Below are 18749 nucleotides of genomic sequence, written 5' to 3'. Positions count from 1 at the left end.
TTCGCCCCCTTTCCTATAAAGGAATAAAGGGCAGTCCCATATGAAACTGCCCTCTGAATTCTATATTATTCTGCGTCCTCTTCCTTCTGTGGAATAACCGCAATACCAAGTTCTTCCAACTGCTCCTCGTCTACAACGTTCGGAGTTGCTGTCATAAGATCAGATGCATCCTTTACTTTCGGAAATGCGATAACGTCACGGATCGTATCTGCGTGTACCATATGCATAACCATACGGTCTACACCATATGCAAGTCCTGCGTGTGGTGGAACACCGTAAGAGAATGCATCCAACAGGTAACCAAATTTCTCCTGTGCACGTTCTTTGCTGATTCCAAGTACTTCAAACATCTTCTCCTGGATATCATCCTGATGGATACGAACAGAGCCACCACCAAGTTCGGTACCATTTAACACGATATCATAAGCGATCGCACGAACAGAGCCTGGATCCGTATCTACGTTTTTCCAGTCTTCTTCCATTGGCATGGTAAATGGATGATGCATTGCCATATAACGGTTCTCTTCATCAGACCACTCTAATAATGGGAATTCTGTTACCCATAAGAAGTTGTACTGATCCGGATCCATAAGACCTAACTCTTCACCCATTTTCAGACGGAGTGCACCAAGTACATTCCATACGATCTTATTCTTGTCAGCTGCGAAAAGAAGCAGATCTCCCGGTTTACCATTCATCGCAGAAACAAGGGCATTTAACTCTTCTTCCGTCATGAATTTGGCGAAAGAGGATTTGTAAGTTCCGTCTTCGTTGACACAAAGGTATGCAAGGCCTTTTGCTCCGTATCCTTTTGCGAACTCAACTAATTTATCGATCTTCTTACGAGGCATAGCCCCCTGTCCCTCTACGTTGATACCACGGACAGAACCGCCTGCTTCCAGTGCACTTGTGAATACAGAGAAGCCACAGCCCTTTACAACATCGGATACGTCTTGTAATTCCATTCCAAAACGTGTATCCGGCTTATCTGAACCAAAGCGATCCATTGCTTCCTGCCAAGGCATTCTTGGAAGCGGAAGCTGGATGTCTACGTTGATTGCCTCTTTAAATACGTATTTTAACAGTCTTTCATTGACATCTAATACGTCTTCCATGTCTACGAAAGATAACTCCATATCTGCCTGTGTAAACTCCGGCTGACGGTCTGCACGAAGATCCTCGTCACGGAAGCAGCGTGCGATCTGGAAATAACGGTCATATCCGGATGCCATCAGAAGCTGTTTGAAAAGCTGTGGTGACTGTGGCAGTGCATAAAAGTTGCCTGGATGCACACGGCTTGGTACAAGGTAATCTCTTGCTCCTTCCGGTGTAGATCTGCAAAGAATTGGAGTCTCGATCTCTAAGAATCCCTCTTTTGCCATGAAATCTCTCATCAGGTATAATACCTTGCTTCTTAACATCAGATTCCGCTGGATATCTGGTCTTCTCAGATCCAGATAACGATATTTCAGACGAATCTCGTCTTTGGTCTGGCTGTTCTCTTCGATCTGGAATGGTGGTGTCTGTGCTTCTGATAAAATACGAAGGCTTGTTGCAATTACTTCGATATCACCGGTCTTTAAGTTCTCATTCACTGCTGCAGAACGTTTCTGAACGGTTCCCTCTACTGCGATTACATACTCGCTTCTTAATGTTCCGGCTTTTTCAAATCCTTCTTTGCCAATGCTGTCCTCATCAAATACAAGCTGAAGAATTCCACTCCTATCTCTTAAATCTACAAAGATCAGACTTCCTAAATTTCTTCTTTTCTGTACCCATCCCATAACGGTAACTTTCTCACCAATATTGGAATTGGATACCTCTGTACATCTGTGGCTTCTGTGTAAACCTCTCATTGACTCTGCCATGATTTCCTCCTAACGGTTGAAGAATTCTACAAATTCTTCATATCCCTCTTTATTTAACTGTTCCTTCTGGAACTTTTTATTTTTATTCATGCGGACAACAAGCACCTGCTGTCCATTTTCTCTTGCTTCTTTCGCCTGTTTCATAACCTCCACAAGCTTGTCAGCAGGATATCCTTTTTCTACAAGGTATGCGACTTTCTTCGGGCTTTCCGGGATCTTGAATCCATTCTCCATAAGAAGAAGAATGATACGCTCAAATCCGATGGAAAATCCACAGGCCGGCACATCGTTTCCGGTAAATTTACCGATCATCTTGTCATAACGCCCGCCGCCACCGCATGCAGCACCGAGTTCCGGCATTGCGATCTCAAAAATCGTGCCTGTATAGTAGCTCATTCCACGGACAAGTGTTGGATCAAATACCAGTGTAAACTCCGCAGCTTTTGTTGCATTTACAGCTGCTGCGATCTCTTTCATATTATTTACAACTTCCGGGTCCAGATACTCGCCAAGTGTATCTGCTAAGAATGCAACACCTTCTGCAACATCCTTTTTATCCTCTAAAAGTTTGAAAAGTCCAAGATATTTATCGATGGATTCCTTTGCATATCCGTCTTTCTCAAGTTCCTCTGCAACACCATCCACACCGATCTTATCCATTTTATCCAGTGTGATAAATACACTGTCATACTGATCCTCGGTAAATCCACTGTAAGCAGCCATTGCCTTTAAGATACGGCGCTCATTGATACGGATCTCAAAATTTTTAAATCCAAGTCTTCCGATGGTTGTTGTTGTCGCAGTGATCAACTCGATCTCTGCCAGATTGCTCGGCTCACCCAGAATGTCGATATCGCACTGTGTGAACTGACGATAACGGCCTCTCTGTGGACGGTCTGCTCTCCAGACACTTCCGATCTGAAGTGCTTTAAAAGGTGTAGGAAGATTGTTTGCATTATTCGAATAGAAACGGGAAAGTGGCACCGTAAGGTCATATCTCATACCAAAGTCAACAACGTCTGCCTCTTCCTTTGCTGTCTCAAGATTCAGCTTCTCTCCTCTTTTTAATACTTTGAAGATCAGCTTCTCATTCTCTCCCCCCTGTTTGCTGCTCAGGTTAGCAATATTCTCCATGCAAGGAGTCTCTATCGGTGTAAACCCAAAACTTCTGTAAGTATCCTTGATCACGCTTGTCACATAATCGCGGATCTCCATTTCTGCTGGTAAAATATCTTTCATACCGTTAACCGGTTTCTTGCTTAATGCCATCCCACTTCCTCCATCTTTCTGATTTTTCTTTCTATCATTTCGTCAATACGTTCCAGATAATTCTTTACATCCTTGACATTTTCCACACGTTCGATGCGCTGGCTTCCATCCGGATTCTTCTCCGGAAGAACAAATTTCGTTGTCGCGCCGGCACCAAGTGCCATTATAGTCTGTTTTTCTTCCATAATCAAGATATTATATACGCCTGCTTTACCGGCTTTGGCATATCCCACGTTCTCCATATTTCCTGCCATGCCTTTCTGGCGATAGAGATAATACGGTTCGAGTCCCATGCTCCTGCAATACGATGCGCACAGGTCCATGTGCTCTTTCGTGTTGATCATCTGCATGTCTTTATAATGATCCTTGAAAATGTTCAGTCTTGCCGCGCGCTTGATTGCAAGCGAATGAATGGTAATATTGTCCGGGTCAAGCGCCTTTAATTCTTCCATTGTATTCTTTACATCCTGCAGACTCTCCTGTGGAAGTCCCATGATAAGATCCATGTTGATATTGTCAAAACCAAGCTCTCTTGCCATATGGAAGCTTTCTTTGATCTGTTCTACCGTATGACGCCTTCCGATCAGATCGAGCGTCTCCTGTTTCATAGTCTGCGGATTAATGGAAATTCTGCTGATTCCATTGTTGCGGAGCACCTGAAGCTTCTCCCGTGTAATAGAATCCGGTCGCCCTGCCTCAACTGTAAACTCCAGGCAGTGCGTGAGATCAAAGCTGCACCGGATCTTACGGATTAACCGGTCTAACTGCGCCGGATTTAATGTCGTCGGCGTTCCACCACCAATATAGATGGAATTCAGCTTTTTATGATAAAACTTCTGCGCGGTAAAATCGATTTCCTTTTCCAGCGCATCCAGATAAGCATCTACCTTCGCACTCCAGGACGCAAGCGGATAAGAAGTAAATGAACAATACAGACAGGTACTCGGACAAAACGGGATTCCGATATACAGACTGTATCCGTTTTCATAATCGATCTTATTTAAAAGCGCCAGCTCACGCTTTGCGATCTCAATGCTCAGATTGATTTTCTCATCTGTCGCATAATAAGTATCCTTCATATGCCGAAAGATCTCTGCATCTGTTTTCCCCTCAGTCAGAAGCTTCATCGGGATCTTTGTCGGGCGGATTCCCGTAAGTGTACCCCACGGAAGTTCTTCCTTCCGTCCTTTTGCAAGGAATTCATACAGATGCTGTTTCAGTGCATTTTTGGTTGCACGTCTGTCACTGTAATCCACGGCAAATTCGCTTGACATTTTCAGACCGCCCGCAGCAGCTTCACCGCTTTCGGAAGACTTGTCCTTTTCCTTCCAGCTCAGGAAAATCTTATCGTCCTCATAGGTAATGTCAAAAACATCTGTGACATTCAAATCGGCTGTCTCACCGCCTGTATGACCTCTTCCGGCTCTGGAATGGTTCGTACATGCCACATTCTGTCCTTCCACATCTCCCGTATAATAAATCTCCACATCATCCTTCGGGAAAAATGCCTTGATCAGCGAATGGATATCATATTCAAATTCCGGTTTATTCAGGTTCACATTTATCATAGATATGGGTTGTACATCCTCTCTTGTTCGATCGTAGTAATATCATTGTGTCCGGTGTACACAGTTGTGTTATCCGGCAATGTCATGAGTTTGTCCTTGATGCCCCGGATCAGTTGTGACATACTTCCCCCCGGGAAGTCTGTGCGTCCTACAGAACCACAGAATAACGTATCTCCGGCAAACACAGCATCCTCGTATGGGAAATAATAGCAGCATCCACCCGGTGTATGGCCAGGTGTGAACAATACACGGATATGAAATCCCGCAAGATCCAGTTCCTGCTCATCTTTTAAATACACATCCGCATGGTATACATGATGTTCTCCTACCATGCCGCAGAGATTGATTTTCTCATCTTCGAGTGTCTGTTTTTCCGCCTCATGCGCGTAAATCTGGATTCCAAATTCATCCGCCAGTGCCTGTGCTCCTGTTGCATGATCAAAATGTCCATGTGTCAGAAGAATCGCCACCGGTGTATATCCGTCAAAGCGGATACGGTTTGCAAGTTCTTTTGCATCTGCTCCCGGATCAATAATCAGAATCTCATTTGTCTCTGTATTCACTGCGAAATAGCAGTTCGTCTGTACCGGTCCGACTACATAGTGATCTACTTTCATTTTACCCATTGTTCCCACCTCTTTTTTGAATTTATCTATTATACCATATATCCGGACTTTTGAAAAACAGATTTTGCCCCGTAACACAAAAACAGGATGAAATCCGGTCACAGATTCCACCCTGTCTCTTTTCTTTTTATACCGCAAATACATATGGGCTTCCGTCCCATATGATCAGCCGGTCGTTCTCTCGATGTCGATCACGCTGTCCACCTGACGAAGCTTCTCAACAATACTGCTGATCTCAGCTCTGCCCTTCGTGTGAAAGGAAACCTCGATCGTAGCGATTCCCTGCTTGCTTGTCTTGGAATGGATTCCGATAATGTTGATCTCACGCTCCGTAAAAATACGGGTAATGTCAACCAGAAGTCCAGGTCTGTCATGACAGAATATCTTGATCTCCGCCAGATACTCACCCAGCGATTCTGCCTCAGCGCCTGCCTGCCATTCTGCTTCGATCAGTCTCGCGCGTTCCATTTCAGAAAGGTTGATCACATTAATACAATCGGTTCTGTGAATGGAAACACCTCTTCCTCTCGTCACAAATCCAACGATCTCATCTCCCGGGACAGGACTGCAGCATTTGGAAAAATGAACTGCAACATCGTATAGTCCCTTTACCACGATTCCACTCTTGGATTTCTTAGGTGTCTCCTGTGGCTTCTGCTCTCCGATTGTCTCCAGAACATCTGCATCCGTCAGAGGGATTACATGATCCTTCTTATATTCCTCATACATACGGTTGACGATCTGTCCCTCTTTGAGACCACCATGTCCAACGGTAGCCAGACAGGAATTCCAGTCATGAAAACCGTATTTTCTTATAATCTTTTCCTGATACTCCGGTCGGTTAATATCAGAAAAATTGATGGATTTTGCCTTGGCATACGCTTGCATCAGTTCTTTTCCGTGAAGGATATTCTCTTCCTTCAACTCACTTCGGAACCACTGGTTGATCTTATTCTTTGCCTGCGTGCTCTTTACGATCTTTAACCAGTCTCTGCTTGGTCCTTTGGAGTTCTGTGACGTGATGATCTCAATCCGGTCTCCATTCTGGATCAGATAATCGATTGGAACAAGCTTTCCGTTTACTTTTGCTCCGACCATCTTATTACCGACCGCCGAATGAATGCTGTATGCAAAGTCGATCGGTGTGGAACCATTCGGCAGGTTTTTTACATCTCCGGATGGTGTAAAACAGAATACCGTGTCCGAAAACAGATCCAGATCGCTCTTTAACAGGCTCATAAATTCCTTATTGTCGGACATATCCTGCTGCCACTCAAGAATCTGTCTGAGCCAGCTTAACTTCTCTTCCTCTGTAACTGTGGTATTGGTTGCAACACCATTATTCGCCTCTTTGTATTTCCAGTGTGCGGCGATACCATATTCCGCAGTACGGTGCATCTCATAAGTACGGATCTGGATCTCAAACGGCTGTCCACTCGGTCCGATCAGCGTTGTATGCAAAGACTGATACATGTTCGGTTTCGGCATGGCAATGTAATCCTTGAAACGTCCGGGAATCGGCTTGTACTTCTCATGCATGATACCAAGAGCTGCATAACAGTCTTTAATGGAATCCACAAGGATACGGATTGCAAACAGATCATAAATCTGGTCTATCGTCTTGTGCTGGTTTACCATTTTCTTGTAAATACTGAAAAAGTGCTTTGCACGTCCCGATACATCAGCTTTGATGCCCGCCTCTGCAATATCCGCTTTCACGTCATTCACAAGGCTCTGAACATACTGATCACGGACATTTTTGCGTAAAACAACTTTCTCGACCAGATCATAATATGCATCCGGGTCCAGATATTTAAGGGAAAGGTCTTCCAGTTCGATCTTGATCTTGCTGATACCAAGACGCTGGGCGATCGGACAGTAAATCTCCTGTGTTTCCCTTGCGATACGGATCTGTGCCTCACGTGACTGGTATTTCAAGGTACGCATATTGTGCAGGCGGTCCGCCAGCTTGATCAGGATAACACGAATATCCTTTGCCATGGCAAGGAACATCTTTCTTAAGTTCTCTGCCTGCATCTCTAGACGCTCTGCATTCTTGTCCCTGGTAGCCTTGTCGTCTCCGTCTTTCTTGCCGTTATCTGTCAGATGCAGATGCTGTAACTTGGTAACGCCATCCACCAGAAGCAGTACTTCCTCGCTGAATTCGTCTACGATCTGCTGTTCGGTCATGATCGTATCTTCCAGTACATCATGCAGAAGCCCTGCTGCAATAGTCTCCTTATCAAGCTCCAGTTCTGCAAGAATAATGGCGACGCACAGCGGATGGATAATATATGCCTCTCCTGATTTGCGCACTTGTCCCTTGTGTGCTTCGTATGCAACTTTATATGCCTTCTCAACAAGTGTAATATCCGCAGACGGATGATACTTCCGAATGCTTGCAATCAGTTCCTCATATAATGCTTCAGGACTTACAAATTCTTTAATAGGTCTGATTCCATCCGTATTCGAATGGAACTCGCTCTCCATTTTCTCAAGTTCTTCAGTCGAAATGTCTGCCATGCGTCTCACCTTCTTCACTAAAATCCTGCGTATTGTATTCCATATTATATTTTATTTCTATGTAAAAAGCAATATTTTGTCAAATTATGCGGATAGAATCCGTCTTTTTTATTCCTGTTCACAGATGCCTGATTCTTTTTGGAATCTGCTGCGGATCTCACGGGCCAGCCGAAGGAACAATGGCTTCTGCGAAAAAAGGAATACATTCCTGCAATAATCATAATTTGCCACCATAAAAGCATCTTCTTCCGTTGCAAGAATGTTCTCATCCACATCCATATAATAGGAAGAAATGCTCAGATCCTTCTGCCTGAAAATGTCCTCACAGAATATAATCTGTGCGTCACACCCAGCCAGCGCTTCTTCATCTGCTGCGCTAAAACTTCCGTCTCTTTCACAGCGTAAAACCTCTTCTCCCTCTGCCTTTGTCAGATATATCTGACACTCCGGATAGCACCGGCTCACTTTCCATGCGAGATCCTCTGCCGTTCTCGGATACTCTCCAAAAACAATACACAGACTCTTTTTTCCTGTCAGGATCACAGGCAGCGGATCATAGGTGTGTTCAATCTCAAAAATACGCTCTTCCCCGGCTTTTCCAAGGTTGCCGTGAAGAGCATCATCCAGTGCTGCCATTACGGTTTTGGCACGGTTTTCCTCATTGCGGTATATTCCCTCATACTGGATCATAAAGATCGAATTTAAAAATACCTGTGCCATATCTTCAAGCTGTTCATCCGGAATATATTTTAAGAAAAACCATATCCAGTTTCTCCATGCATAATATGTCGGGAAAGTATTCACGTCTTCCTTTTTGGCACCCATTGCATGACACGCGGCGGCTGCACCAACCGATGCGATCTTATAACCGGCAAGCGTGCACCGGTAACACCATTCGGTATCATCCCAGTAAAGGAAGTTCTCCTCCGGCATGAATCCGATTTTTTCCACAACACTTCTTCGTATCATCAGTGCACAGGCAGGAACTGCATCCGAATATACAACTTCCGGAAGCGTGCCATCCTCAAACCGGTTCAGATAAGTAGAATCCACACAATAGTCTTTCCAATTCAGGAAGGAACCATACTGCTGGATATAATCCGGCTCCTGCGTGTGATAGATCTTCGCTGCAGCAATTCCGGTCTCTGGATGCGTCTCCAGGAAATCTGACAGCTTTTCAATGCACTTTTCATCTAAAAACGCATCGTTATCCACACACATCAGATATTCGTGCTCATGTTTAAACGCTTCCCTTAATCCGGTGTTGAAACCACCGCTTCCACCAAGATTCTCATCATTGCAGATCAGCGTCAGTCTGGCTTCTTTCGCATATTTCCCACGGATCTTTGCAACCGACGCATCGGTGGATGCATTATCCACAACATAAATATGCAAATCCTGATATGTAGATTCGAGTACCGACTGGATACTGATCAGTACATCATTCTCTTTATTGTAGTTACAGATTACAACTCCGACTTTTTCCATTCCAGTTACCTCTTATGTCTTGTTCTAATCATTGCCTATATTATAACAAATTCCGTTTTGAATGGGTAGTTTTTGTATTTATGAGGAAAATTCTCAAAAATAGTCCATTCGCACGCAAATTCATGATATACTAAAACTAGCAAAAAACGAAAGAAGGAATGGGAAATGAACTATTCAGAATGTATTGAACAGGCAAGGGGAAAAGTCGGCAGCTATTGCAAAGCCTGCCCGGAGTGCAATGGAAAAGCCTGCAAAAACCAGATGCCTGGTCCAGGTGCAAAAGGAATCGGCGATACTGCGATCCGAAATTATGATAAATGGAAAGAAATCCGGGTACAGATGGATACGCTCGTTGAAAACCGCCCGATCGACACTTCCTTATCTTTATTTGGCAAGGATTTTAAATATCCGTTCTTTGCCGGTCCGGTCGGAGCTGTCAATCTTCATTATGGAGACTCCTTAAACGATATCACTTACAACGATATTCTGGTGTCCTCCTGCGCAGAATTCGGAATTGCCGCTTTCACCGGAGATGGCACCGACAGCAATGTCATGGTTGCCGCCACCAAAGCGATCAAAAAAGCCGGTGGATTCGGAATTCCAACCGTAAAACCATGGAATATCGAAACAATCCGTGAGAAGATGGCTCTTGTAAAAGACGCAGGAGCATTCGCTGTTGCCATGGATATTGACGCCGCTGGTCTTCCGTTTTTAAAGAATCTTACTCCACCTGCCGGAAGCAAATCCGTTGAGGAGCTTCATGCAATCGCCGAAGCCGCAGGTGTTCCTTTCATCGTAAAAGGTATCATGACCGTAAAAGGAGCCTTAAAAGCCAAAGAAGCCGGCGCTTCCGCAATCGTTGTATCCAACCATGGTGGACGTGTTCTGGATCAGTGTCCTGCAACGGCTGAGGTTTTAGAAGAGATCGCCCTTGCTGTGGATGGCTCCATAAAAATCCTCGTTGACGGTGGAATCCGTTCCGGCACAGATGTGTTTAAAGCACTCGCCCTCGGTGCTGATGCAGCGATCATCGCACGTCCGTTTGTTACTGCCGTATACGGCGGTGGAAGGGAAGGCGTGGAATCCTACATCCAGAAGATTGGTGGAGAGCTTGCTGATACGATGGCAATGTGTGGTGTTTCCTCACTTTCCGAGATCACACGTGACTGCGTAAGAATCTAGTTATATTGCCCAAATGAGATCAGGGTGTCAAAAGGCAGCTTTTGACACCCTGATCTCATTTTTATGAAAATTTCAAATATCTATATTTCTTTCACATAGCGAAGCATCGTAGTTCCTGCAACTTTCGATTCTCCCACAAATATAAAGCCAAGCGATTCGATGAAACGTATGGATGCTTTATTTTCCTTTTCGATCAGGCAGTTGATCCTTGGATATTCCAGATTTGCCTGCGCATAGGCTATGATTGCCTGGCAAACTTCCGTTGCATATCCCTTACGCTGGTACGCTGTCCCGATCGCATATCCCATCTCCAGCTCCATATGTGGTTCTTCTGGATACTCGCGGTGCTCCAGTCCTGCGCGCCCAATCAGCTTACCGGTATCTTTCTCGATCACAACCCACATACCATATTCATATAGCCGGTACATATGCTCGATATATGACTTTTCATATTCCAGTTCCTGCTCCCACGGATAGAGCGGCTCGATATAATCCGTCATCCCAGGCTCCGCATACAGATCAAACAACGCCTGCATATCTTCCATACAGATTTCACGCAAAATACACCGCTTTGTCTGTGCGATCACCCACGGAATACCATGATGTCTTCTCCGGATTCGCTCGAGATATTCCAGATCAACATCCTCAAAACTTTCGATCAGCACATCTGCCTCAAACAGGCTTTGCCCTGGAATTGCCGGATTCGGATATGCTGCCGTGGCAAGGTTCCATTTTTCTGCCAGATGGATACGTGCATCTCTGGAAGTGATAAGCAGACAGTCCATCGGATCGACATCTTTTAACGCATTCTCCAAAATGTCTTCCAGGGTCTGTGCTTCTTTTGTTCCAGCTTCCGGCAGTTCATAAAATATTTTGTTGTATGCCTTTTCTAATGTCCGCAGATGTTCTTCCCCTGCGGTCTCCTCTTTCCAGTAAAAAATACGTTCCAGCTTTCCTGTTCTCATACTGTGCCCCTGATCCTGTAAAGTAAAAATAAATGACAGCTGCATAAAATGCAGCTGCCGTATTCTTATTTATTACATTGTTTCCGGTTCCGGATACTCTACACCAAAAGTCTCAACAGTAACCTTTTTCATTACCTGATCTTCTAATGGACGATCGCTGTAATCTGTTGCTGTCTCAGCAATCTTATCTACATTCTCCTGACCTTCGATGATCTTACCAAATGCAGCATATGCGCCATCCAGATGTGGAGCATCTTTATGCATGATAAAGAACTGGCTTCCTGCAGAGTTTGGCATCATGGAACGTGCCATGGAAAGAACGCCTGCTGTATGTTTTAAATCATTTTTCACACCATTCTGTGCAAATTCACCTTTGATTCCGTATCCCGGGCCACCCATTCCGGTTCCTTCCGGATCTCCGCCCTGGATCATAAAACCTTTGATACAACGATGGAAAATAAGTCCATCGTAAAATCCGTGATTGATCAGACTGATAAAGTTATTTACTGTATTTGGGGCGATTTCCGGATAAAGTTCCGCTTTCATAATATCGCCGTTTTCCATTTCAAATGTTACAACTGGATTCTGTGCCATATTGTTTTCCTCTCTTTACATAATCTGGCAGGCATCTGCACTGCTGTCATTATTATAAATTCTAACAGCAATTAATTCAAGTTAATTGTTCATGCTAAAATGAGTACGACCATCGGTCATGGTGCTCCGGCTTCTTATAATACTATAGTAGGAGAAACCTTTTATATATACAATATTTACGTAAGAAAACGGGATTATCTCAAATCGAAAGAGCTAATTTCTCACTAACTATCTATTTGTTAAAACTCTTTAATGCCTCGACTACTTTCGGAAATTCCATGAAATGTGAAGCCTTCACAAGAATGGTATCGCCTTCTTTCACATAAGAAAGAAGCTCTTCTGTCATGCTCTCACGGTCTTCAAAATAATGCACATCGCAATCCGGATTGACTGTTTTGGCTGCATCTGCATACTCTTTTGCAAGTGTTCCTGCAGCAAAAAGTGTCTGAATCTTCTTCTCTCCAACGACTTTTCCAACACCGTAATGAAGTGCTTTCTCATCTGCGCCAAGTTCTCCCATATCACCGAGTACTGCGATATTTCTGCCAGCAGCATGTGACAATACGTCAATGGAAGCTGCCATGGAAACCGGGTTTGCATTGTAGCAGTCATCAATGACGGTCATTCCATGAACTTCAAGGAAGTTTGTTCTTCCGGAAATCGTCTCAACTGCCACAATTCCAGCCTGGATCTCTTCTAATGTCAGTCCCATCTGAAGTCCGACTGCCGTTGCTGCGAGCGCATTGTATACATTGTGTTCACCAGCAATCGGAATCTGTGCCTGAAATTCTCCTGCCGGAGTATGGATCACTGCTTTCATTCCTTCAAAACCAAGGTTCTCGATGTCTGTTGCATAGATGGATTTCTCTGCCATCTTCTGACCAGCCTCATCAAATGCGGCCTCCTGTCCAATTCCATAGAAAACAGCCGGCTGGCCGTTTACCATCTTCTGTGTGCAAAGCTTGTCATCATCCCCGTTTAAAATTGCAATGCCGTTTGGTCTCAGATGATCAAAGCTTTCTGTTTTCGCCTTTAAGATTCCGTCTCTGGTGTGAAGATTCTCCAGATGACAAAGCCCGATATTCGTGATCACGCAGATATCCGGGTTAGCCATCTCTGCCAGCCGGTGCATCTCACCAAAATCTGAAATTCCCATCTCAAGTACTGCAACTTCATGTTCTGCACGGATATTAAAGATTGTGAGCGGAAGTCCGATCTCATTGTTAAAATTGCCCGCTGTTTTCAGCACGCTGTATTTCTGTGAAAGAACGGAAGAAATCATCTCTTTTGTGCTTGTTTTTCCAACACTTCCTGTAATTCCGACAACTTTGATCTGTAGACGTTCGCGGTAAAAACGGGCGATCTTTTTCATGGCTTCCGTTGTGGAATCCACTAATATGTACGGTCCTGCCGGGTCTTTTAAGGCATGTTCAGAAAGAACTGCGATCGCGCCCTTTTCAAAAACGTCCGGAATAAACTTATGTCCATCCACCTTTTCCCCTTTGATCGGGATAAAAAGATAATCCTGTTTTACCTGACGGCTGTCGATCACCACACCCGCAACCGTATCGGACATGCTCTCCAGCGAACCGACATAGGTTCCGGAGCATGCCTCTGTAATATTGCGGAGTGTCATTTCCGGCATCTGATTTTCCATTTTGCTTCTATGATAACATCCAAACATTATGCATCCTCATATTTCTTTAAAGATATTGCAATCAGGTGTTCACACAACTGATTAAAGTTCACACCGACAACAGCTGCCTCCTGTGGCAGAAGACTGGTTGGTGTCATTCCCGGAAGTGTGTTGGCTTCCAGACAGAAAATCTCGTTTTTGTCATTTAACAGGAAATCCGTTCTGGAATATGTGTCAAGTCCTACGCATTTTGCAACTTCTTCTGCATATTTCTGCATCTGTTTCGTAACTTCCTCAGGAAGTTCTGCCGGGCAGGTCTCTACTGCACTTCCTGCTTTATATTTATTCTTGTAATCGTAGAAGCCCTGGATTGGTGCAATCTCGATGATCGGAAGGGCTTTTCCTTCAATGACGCCGACAGAGAACTCGCGTCCCTGTACAAACTCTTCGATCACCAGTTCATTTTCCCAGAAAAACGCATCATCTAATGCCTTTTTGAATTCCTCTTCACTGCGCACGATCGTAACACCAATGCTGGAACCTCCACAACATGGTTTTACAATGCATGGAAGTGTGAGCGGAAGCTTTTTGATATCGTCCTCACGGTTCTCCTTTGTCATCGTGATTCCTCCTGGTGTCGGAATGTTGTTGGCAAGGAAGAACTGTTTTGCAATTCCTTTATTCATTGCAATCGCACTGCTTAAATAATCGCTTCCTGTATAACGGATTCCAAACAGATCGAAAGCTGCCTGAATCTTACCATTCTCACCATTTTCTCCGTGGAGTGCCATGAAAACGATGTCTGCCATCTGGCAAAGACGGATGACATTCGGACCAAAGAAACAATTGGACTGATCTTTTCTGGATGCCTTTACTTTTGCAAGATCCGGTGCGGTCTCCGGAATGGAAGTTACCTTTACACTGACTTCCTCACTGCGGTCAAAGATGCCAGTAAGGTCCTCTTCTTTATCACTATATCCCATAAAAACATCAAGCAGGATCACCTGATGTCCATTCTCTCTCAATGCTTTTGATACCATGTTTCCGGTTACAAAGGAAACATCTCGTTCTGTACTTAATCCACCTGCTAATACTACAATATTCATAGTAACGCCTCTTTCTTCTCATTTATTATATAACATCCCTATTATACTAAACGATTCCGCTTACAGAAACAAGAATTATAAAATGATCCGGCACTTTTTGAATACTTTTCAGCACTTTTTGAACATGTCATTGCATAACAGATATTAATTTTTCTTAATACCAAGGATCTTCTCTGCCCGTTCCACATCCTCTTTCGTTGGCGGCTCAACATGTTCAAGCTGATATGGGATTCCAAGCTCCTTCCACTTAAAAACGCCAAGTGTATGATACGGAAGAATCTCCACACGTTCCACAGTGGAAAGTGTATCGATAAAAGCCTTCAATCTGGTGAGCTGGTCTTCATCGTCGGTAACGCCCAGAACAAGCACATGACGGATCCACATTGCCTTGCCATTTTCGGACAGATAATGCGCCATATCCAGAATATTATCATTTGGCTGACCTGTCAGCTTCTTATGTCCCTCCGGATCAATATGCTTGATATCGAGCATATAAAGATCCGTATACTTCATCAGTTCATTGAATTTTCCAAAGAACGGTTCTTCTCTGGTAAATGGATTGCCTGAGGTATCCAGACAGGTATTGACCCCGGCTTCTTTTGCAAGACGGAACAGCTCTGTTACAAAATCGATCTGAAGCAGCGCCTCTCCACCGCTTACAGTGATCCCGCCTTTTGATTTCCAGTAATTTTTATAGCGAAGCGCTTTCTTTAACACCTCGGATGCACTCATAAGCTGTCCGTCATCCGTTTTTGCCCAGGTATCCGGGTTATGACAGTATTTGCAGCGCATGTTGCAGCCTTTCAAAAAAACGATATATCTTACACCTGGTCCATCCGCAGAGCCAAAGCTTTCCACCGAATGAATTCTTCCTAATATTTCTTCCATAGTTTCTCCTGTTACTGATGACATAATAAAAGAACAGCCACCCACTGTATGTCAGAGCAAAAACACGACGGTTTCCGCTCTGACATACGAAGGAATGGCTGATCCTAGTATTCCCAATTCACAGATTGGGATACGTCCTGCTACATTCTTTCGTGGCAGGTACGTGAAATTACATCGAGCTGCTGCTCTTTTGTAAGGTCGATAAACTTAACAGCATATCCAGATACACGGATTGTGAAGTTTGCATACTCCTCTTTCTCCGGATGCTCCATAGCATCGATCAGTTTTTCTTTACCGAATACGTTGACATTCAGGTGATGTGCTCCCTGGTCAAAGTATCCATCCATAACGTTTACAAGGTTCTCAATTCTCTCATCCTCGTTATTTCCAAGAGCTCCCGGGTTGATTGTCTGGGTATTGGAAATACCATCTAATGCCCACTCATATGGGATCTTTGTAAGAGAGTTTAAAGAAGCTAAAAGACCATTCTGCTCTGCACCGTAAGATGGGTTAGCTCCTGGTGAAAGTGGCTCTCCTGCTTTACGTCCATCTGGCATTGCACCGGTAGCTTTACCGTATACAACGTTTGATGTAATCGTAAGGATAGATGTTGTAGGCTCAGAATCACGATAAGTATGATGTTTCTTTAACTTATCCATGAATGTCTTAAGAAGCCATACACCGATCTCATCTGCACGGTCATCATCATTACCGTATTTCGGGAAGTCTCCTTCGATCTCGAAATCTTTTGCGATTCCGTTCTCGTCACGGATTACTTTTACTTTTGCGTATTTGATAGCAGAAAGAGAATCGATAACATGTGAGAATCCTGCGATTCCGGTTGCAAATGTTCTCTTTAAGTCAGTATCCATCAGAGCAAGCTCTGCTGCTTCATAGTAATATTTGTCATGCATGTACTGGATCAGGTTCAGTGTATTTACATAGATGTCAACTAACCAGTCCATCATCTTGTCATATTTCTCCATTACTTCATCATAATCTAAGTACTCAGAAGTAATTGGTGTGTAGTTTGGTCCAACCTGCTCGCCAGACTTCTCATCAACACCACCGTTAATTGCGTAAAGTAAGCATTTTGCAAGGTTTGCACGAGCTCCGAAGAACTGCATCTCTTTACCTGTCTGTGTAGCAGATACACAGCAGCAGATTGCGTAATCATCGCCCCATACCGGTTTCATTGCATCATCATTCTCATACTGGATTGAACTTGTATCAATTGAGATTCTTGCTGCATAATCCTTGAATGCCTGTGGCAGTCTTGATGAATATAAAACAGTAAGGTTTGGTTCCGGAGCAGGTCCCATGTTCTCTAATGTGTGTAAGAAACGGAAGTCTGTCTTAGTAACCATGGAACGTCCGTCAACACCTGTACCAGCAACGTCGAGTGTTGCCCATACCGGGTCACCTGAGAATAACTGGTTGTAGGAAGGGATACGTGCGAATTTTACCATACGAAGCTTCATTGTGAAGTGGTCAACTAACTCCTGAGCTTCTTTCTCGGTAAGAATTCCTTTCTCGATATCTCTCTGGAAGTAGATATCAAGGAATGTAGAAACACGTCCAACTGACATTGCAGCACCGTTCTGTGTCTTGATTGCTGCAAGATATCCAAAGTATAACCACTGGATTGCTTCTTTTGCGTTTGTTGCCGGTCTGGAAATGTCATATCCGTAGCTCTCAGCAAGTTTCTTCATGCCCTCTAAGCATTTGATCTGCTCAGCGATTTCTTCTCTTAAACGGATTACATCATCTGTCATCTGTCCGCATCCGCAGTTTGCTTTATCTTTTTTCTTCTCTTCGATCAGGTGATCAATACCATATAAAGCAACACGACGGTAATCGCCTACGATACGTCCTCTTCCGTATGTATCCGGAAGACCTGTTAAGATCTTTGCGTGACGAACTTTCAGCATCTCTGGTGTATATGCATCAAATACAGCTGTATTATGTGTTTTGTGATATTTTGTGAAGATTTCTTTTAATTTTGGACTAACTTCATAACCATAGGTCTCGCATGCCTGAACAGCCATTTTGATTCCACCATAAGGCATGAATGCTCTCTTTAATGGCTTGTCTGTCTGAAGTCCAACTACCTGCTCAAGGTCTTTTAAAGACTCATCCACATAGCCTGGGCCATATGCATTGATTCCGGTTACGACCTCTGTTTCCATATCAAGGATTCCGCCCTTTGCACGCTCCTCTTTCTGCAGCTTCTGAAGTGCTCCCCAGAGTTTATCTGTTGCTTCTGTAGGACCTGCTAAAAAGCTCTCGTCTCCATCATATGGAGTGTAGTTGTCCTGGATGAACTGACGAACGTTGATCTCTTCTTTCCAGAGTCTTCCTTCAAATCCATCCCACTCTTTCATTTCTATCATTTTGACACCCTCCTAAAATTTGTGCAAAATTAGTTATTGGTAACTGTAGTTAGTATATACTGACTGTTATTTTTTTGTCAATATATTTTCATGTTCCGAATTAAATACACGGGAACGTTTTTATTCTAATACAACTACTAAAAAAAGTCCACGGAAATATCCATGAACTTTATTCCAGTTCTGCCATTTTATAATCCGGCAGTCTGTATGGGACTTTTCTCTTTTCTAATTATAATGGTAACTCTTTGCCTGTGCTTCTTTCTCTCTTAAAAACATGACCAGCCGGGTAAATAACTGCCTTCCAAAAACATTGTCCGCCTTCAGGCAGCTTCCGTATAAAAAAGTCAGATCCCGTAATTCCTCCCATCGCTGATCGGTCATTGCGAATACCATTTGAAACAAAACAGCCATCCTCTCCGGATTAAGCGTAAGTTCTTTACAAAACGCAGCCAGAAGTTCCTCTTCCCCCTGTCTGGACTCCTGCTCCATTCCGTCTGTTCTTTTTCTTTTGTTTTCCATAATTATAATCCGCCTTTCTGCGAAAGGCACCAATGCGTCATGAAACACTTTGGCTAACTTCCGCTTTTCTAATTTATATTCCTTCTGATATTATTTACCTATAAGACTGACACACTACAGAACA

14 protein-coding genes are annotated in these 18749 nt (G+C 43.8%); 1 reads left to right on the top strand and 13 read right to left on the bottom strand.

Annotated features, from left to right (window positions below):
• Positions 1-65 precede the first annotated feature (65 nt).
• The 6 genes from aspS to FYJ75_RS03505 form a co-directional block, all read right to left on the bottom strand.
• Positions 66-1868 (bottom strand): aspartate--tRNA ligase, encoded by a 1803-nt coding sequence (aspS, locus tag FYJ75_RS03530; RefSeq protein WP_154428925.1) that lies wholly within the window; start codon positions 1866-1868, stop codon positions 66-68.
• A gap of 9 nt (positions 1869-1877) precedes the next feature.
• Positions 1878-3137, bottom strand: a complete 1260-nt coding sequence (gene hisS / locus FYJ75_RS03525) for a histidine--tRNA ligase (protein ID WP_154428923.1) — start codon at positions 3135-3137, stop codon at positions 1878-1880.
• The gene (hemZ, locus tag FYJ75_RS03520) at positions 3128-4705 is read right to left on the bottom strand and encodes a coproporphyrinogen dehydrogenase HemZ (protein ID WP_154428921.1); all 1578 of its coding nucleotides are present in this window, start codon (positions 4703-4705) and stop codon (positions 3128-3130) included. Before hemZ ends, hisS begins: the two co-directional genes overlap by 10 nt.
• Positions 4702-5331, bottom strand: coding sequence for an MBL fold metallo-hydrolase (locus tag FYJ75_RS03515; protein WP_154428919.1), 630 nt, complete (start codon positions 5329-5331; stop codon positions 4702-4704). The genes hemZ and FYJ75_RS03515 overlap by 4 nt, the downstream gene beginning before the upstream one ends.
• Positions 5332-5496: 165 nt before the next feature.
• The gene (locus tag FYJ75_RS03510; protein WP_154428917.1) at positions 5497-7854 is read right to left on the bottom strand and encodes a RelA/SpoT family protein; all 2358 of its coding nucleotides are present in this window, start codon (positions 7852-7854) and stop codon (positions 5497-5499) included.
• 108 nt (positions 7855-7962) lie between these two features.
• Complete coding sequence (locus tag FYJ75_RS03505) at positions 7963-9342, bottom strand: glycosyltransferase family 2 protein (RefSeq protein ID WP_154428915.1); 1380 nt, start codon at positions 9340-9342, stop codon at positions 7963-7965.
• A 165-nt stretch (positions 9343-9507) separates the two neighbouring features.
• Here FYJ75_RS03505 and FYJ75_RS03500 point away from each other — a divergent pair, with 165 nt between their 5' ends.
• Positions 9508-10524 carry an alpha-hydroxy-acid oxidizing protein gene (locus tag FYJ75_RS03500; protein ID WP_154428913.1) on the top strand — a complete coding sequence of 339 codons (1017 nt, stop codon included), beginning with the start codon at positions 9508-9510 and terminating at the stop codon, positions 10522-10524.
• Between the two features lie 80 nt (positions 10525-10604).
• On the opposite strand, the gene FYJ75_RS03495 is transcribed toward FYJ75_RS03500, so the two are convergent.
• From FYJ75_RS03495 to FYJ75_RS03465, 7 genes are all read right to left on the bottom strand, one after another.
• Complete coding sequence (locus FYJ75_RS03495; RefSeq protein WP_195838934.1) at positions 10605-11489, bottom strand: GNAT family N-acetyltransferase; 885 nt, start codon at positions 11487-11489, stop codon at positions 10605-10607.
• A gap of 72 nt (positions 11490-11561) precedes the next feature.
• Positions 11562-12083: a peptidylprolyl isomerase gene (locus FYJ75_RS03490; RefSeq protein WP_154428909.1), complete on the bottom strand. Its 522-nt coding sequence runs from the start codon at positions 12081-12083 to the stop codon at positions 11562-11564.
• A 232-nt stretch (positions 12084-12315) separates the two neighbouring features.
• Complete coding sequence (locus tag FYJ75_RS03485) at positions 12316-13728, bottom strand: UDP-N-acetylmuramoyl-tripeptide--D-alanyl-D-alanine ligase (protein WP_154429159.1); 1413 nt, start codon at positions 13726-13728, stop codon at positions 12316-12318.
• Positions 13729-13766: 38 nt separating this feature from the next.
• Positions 13767-14825, bottom strand: coding sequence for a D-alanine--D-alanine ligase family protein (locus FYJ75_RS03480; RefSeq protein ID WP_154428907.1), 1059 nt, complete (start codon positions 14823-14825; stop codon positions 13767-13769).
• Positions 14826-14969: 144 nt separating this feature from the next.
• The gene (gene pflA, locus FYJ75_RS03475; protein ID WP_154428905.1) at positions 14970-15713 is read right to left on the bottom strand and encodes a pyruvate formate-lyase-activating protein; all 744 of its coding nucleotides are present in this window, start codon (positions 15711-15713) and stop codon (positions 14970-14972) included.
• A gap of 140 nt (positions 15714-15853) precedes the next feature.
• On the bottom strand, positions 15854-18106 hold the full coding sequence (gene pflB / locus FYJ75_RS03470; RefSeq protein WP_154428903.1) for a formate C-acetyltransferase: 2253 nt from the start codon (positions 18104-18106) through the stop codon (positions 15854-15856).
• 225 nt (positions 18107-18331) lie between these two features.
• Complete coding sequence (locus FYJ75_RS03465) at positions 18332-18625, bottom strand: hypothetical protein (RefSeq protein WP_154428901.1); 294 nt, start codon at positions 18623-18625, stop codon at positions 18332-18334.
• Between the last annotated feature and the right edge of the window lie 124 nt (positions 18626-18749).

It is taken from the genome of Roseburia porci (assembly GCF_009695765.1).
In the GTDB taxonomy this organism is placed as follows: Bacteria; Bacillota; Clostridia; order Lachnospirales; family Lachnospiraceae; genus Roseburia; species Roseburia porci.
The sequence above is the reverse complement of the archived record's forward strand: the minus strand, read 5'-3'. Positions and strand labels throughout refer to the sequence as shown.

Excerpts from the sequence above, each read along its gene's own strand:
- aspS (WP_154428925.1), bottom strand. The coding sequence starts at position 1,868 with ATGGCAGAGTCAATGAGAGGTTTACACAGAAGCCACAGATGTACAGAG.
- hisS (WP_154428923.1), bottom strand. The coding sequence starts at position 3,137 with ATGGCATTAAGCAAGAAACCGGTTAACGGTATGAAAGATATTTTACCA.
- hemZ (WP_154428921.1), bottom strand. The coding sequence starts at position 4,705 with ATGATAAATGTGAACCTGAATAAACCGGAATTTGAATATGATATCCAT.
- FYJ75_RS03515 (WP_154428919.1), bottom strand. The coding sequence starts at position 5,331 with ATGGGTAAAATGAAAGTAGATCACTATGTAGTCGGACCGGTACAGACG.
- FYJ75_RS03510 (WP_154428917.1), bottom strand. The coding sequence starts at position 7,854 with ATGGCAGACATTTCGACTGAAGAACTTGAGAAAATGGAGAGCGAGTTC.
- FYJ75_RS03505 (WP_154428915.1), bottom strand. The coding sequence starts at position 9,342 with ATGGAAAAAGTCGGAGTTGTAATCTGTAACTACAATAAAGAGAATGAT.
- FYJ75_RS03500 (WP_154428913.1), top strand. The coding sequence starts at position 9,508 with ATGAACTATTCAGAATGTATTGAACAGGCAAGGGGAAAAGTCGGCAGC.
- FYJ75_RS03495 (WP_195838934.1), bottom strand. The coding sequence starts at position 11,489 with ATGAGAACAGGAAAGCTGGAACGTATTTTTTACTGGAAAGAGGAGACC.
- FYJ75_RS03490 (WP_154428909.1), bottom strand. The coding sequence starts at position 12,083 with ATGGCACAGAATCCAGTTGTAACATTTGAAATGGAAAACGGCGATATT.
- FYJ75_RS03485 (WP_154429159.1), bottom strand. The coding sequence starts at position 13,728 with ATGCCGGAAATGACACTCCGCAATATTACAGAGGCATGCTCCGGAACC.
- FYJ75_RS03480 (WP_154428907.1), bottom strand. The coding sequence starts at position 14,825 with ATGAATATTGTAGTATTAGCAGGTGGATTAAGTACAGAACGAGATGTT.
- pflA (WP_154428905.1), bottom strand. The coding sequence starts at position 15,713 with ATGGAAGAAATATTAGGAAGAATTCATTCGGTGGAAAGCTTTGGCTCT.
- pflB (WP_154428903.1), bottom strand. The coding sequence starts at position 18,106 with ATGATAGAAATGAAAGAGTGGGATGGATTTGAAGGAAGACTCTGGAAA.
- FYJ75_RS03465 (WP_154428901.1), bottom strand. The coding sequence starts at position 18,625 with ATGGAAAACAAAAGAAAAAGAACAGACGGAATGGAGCAGGAGTCCAGA.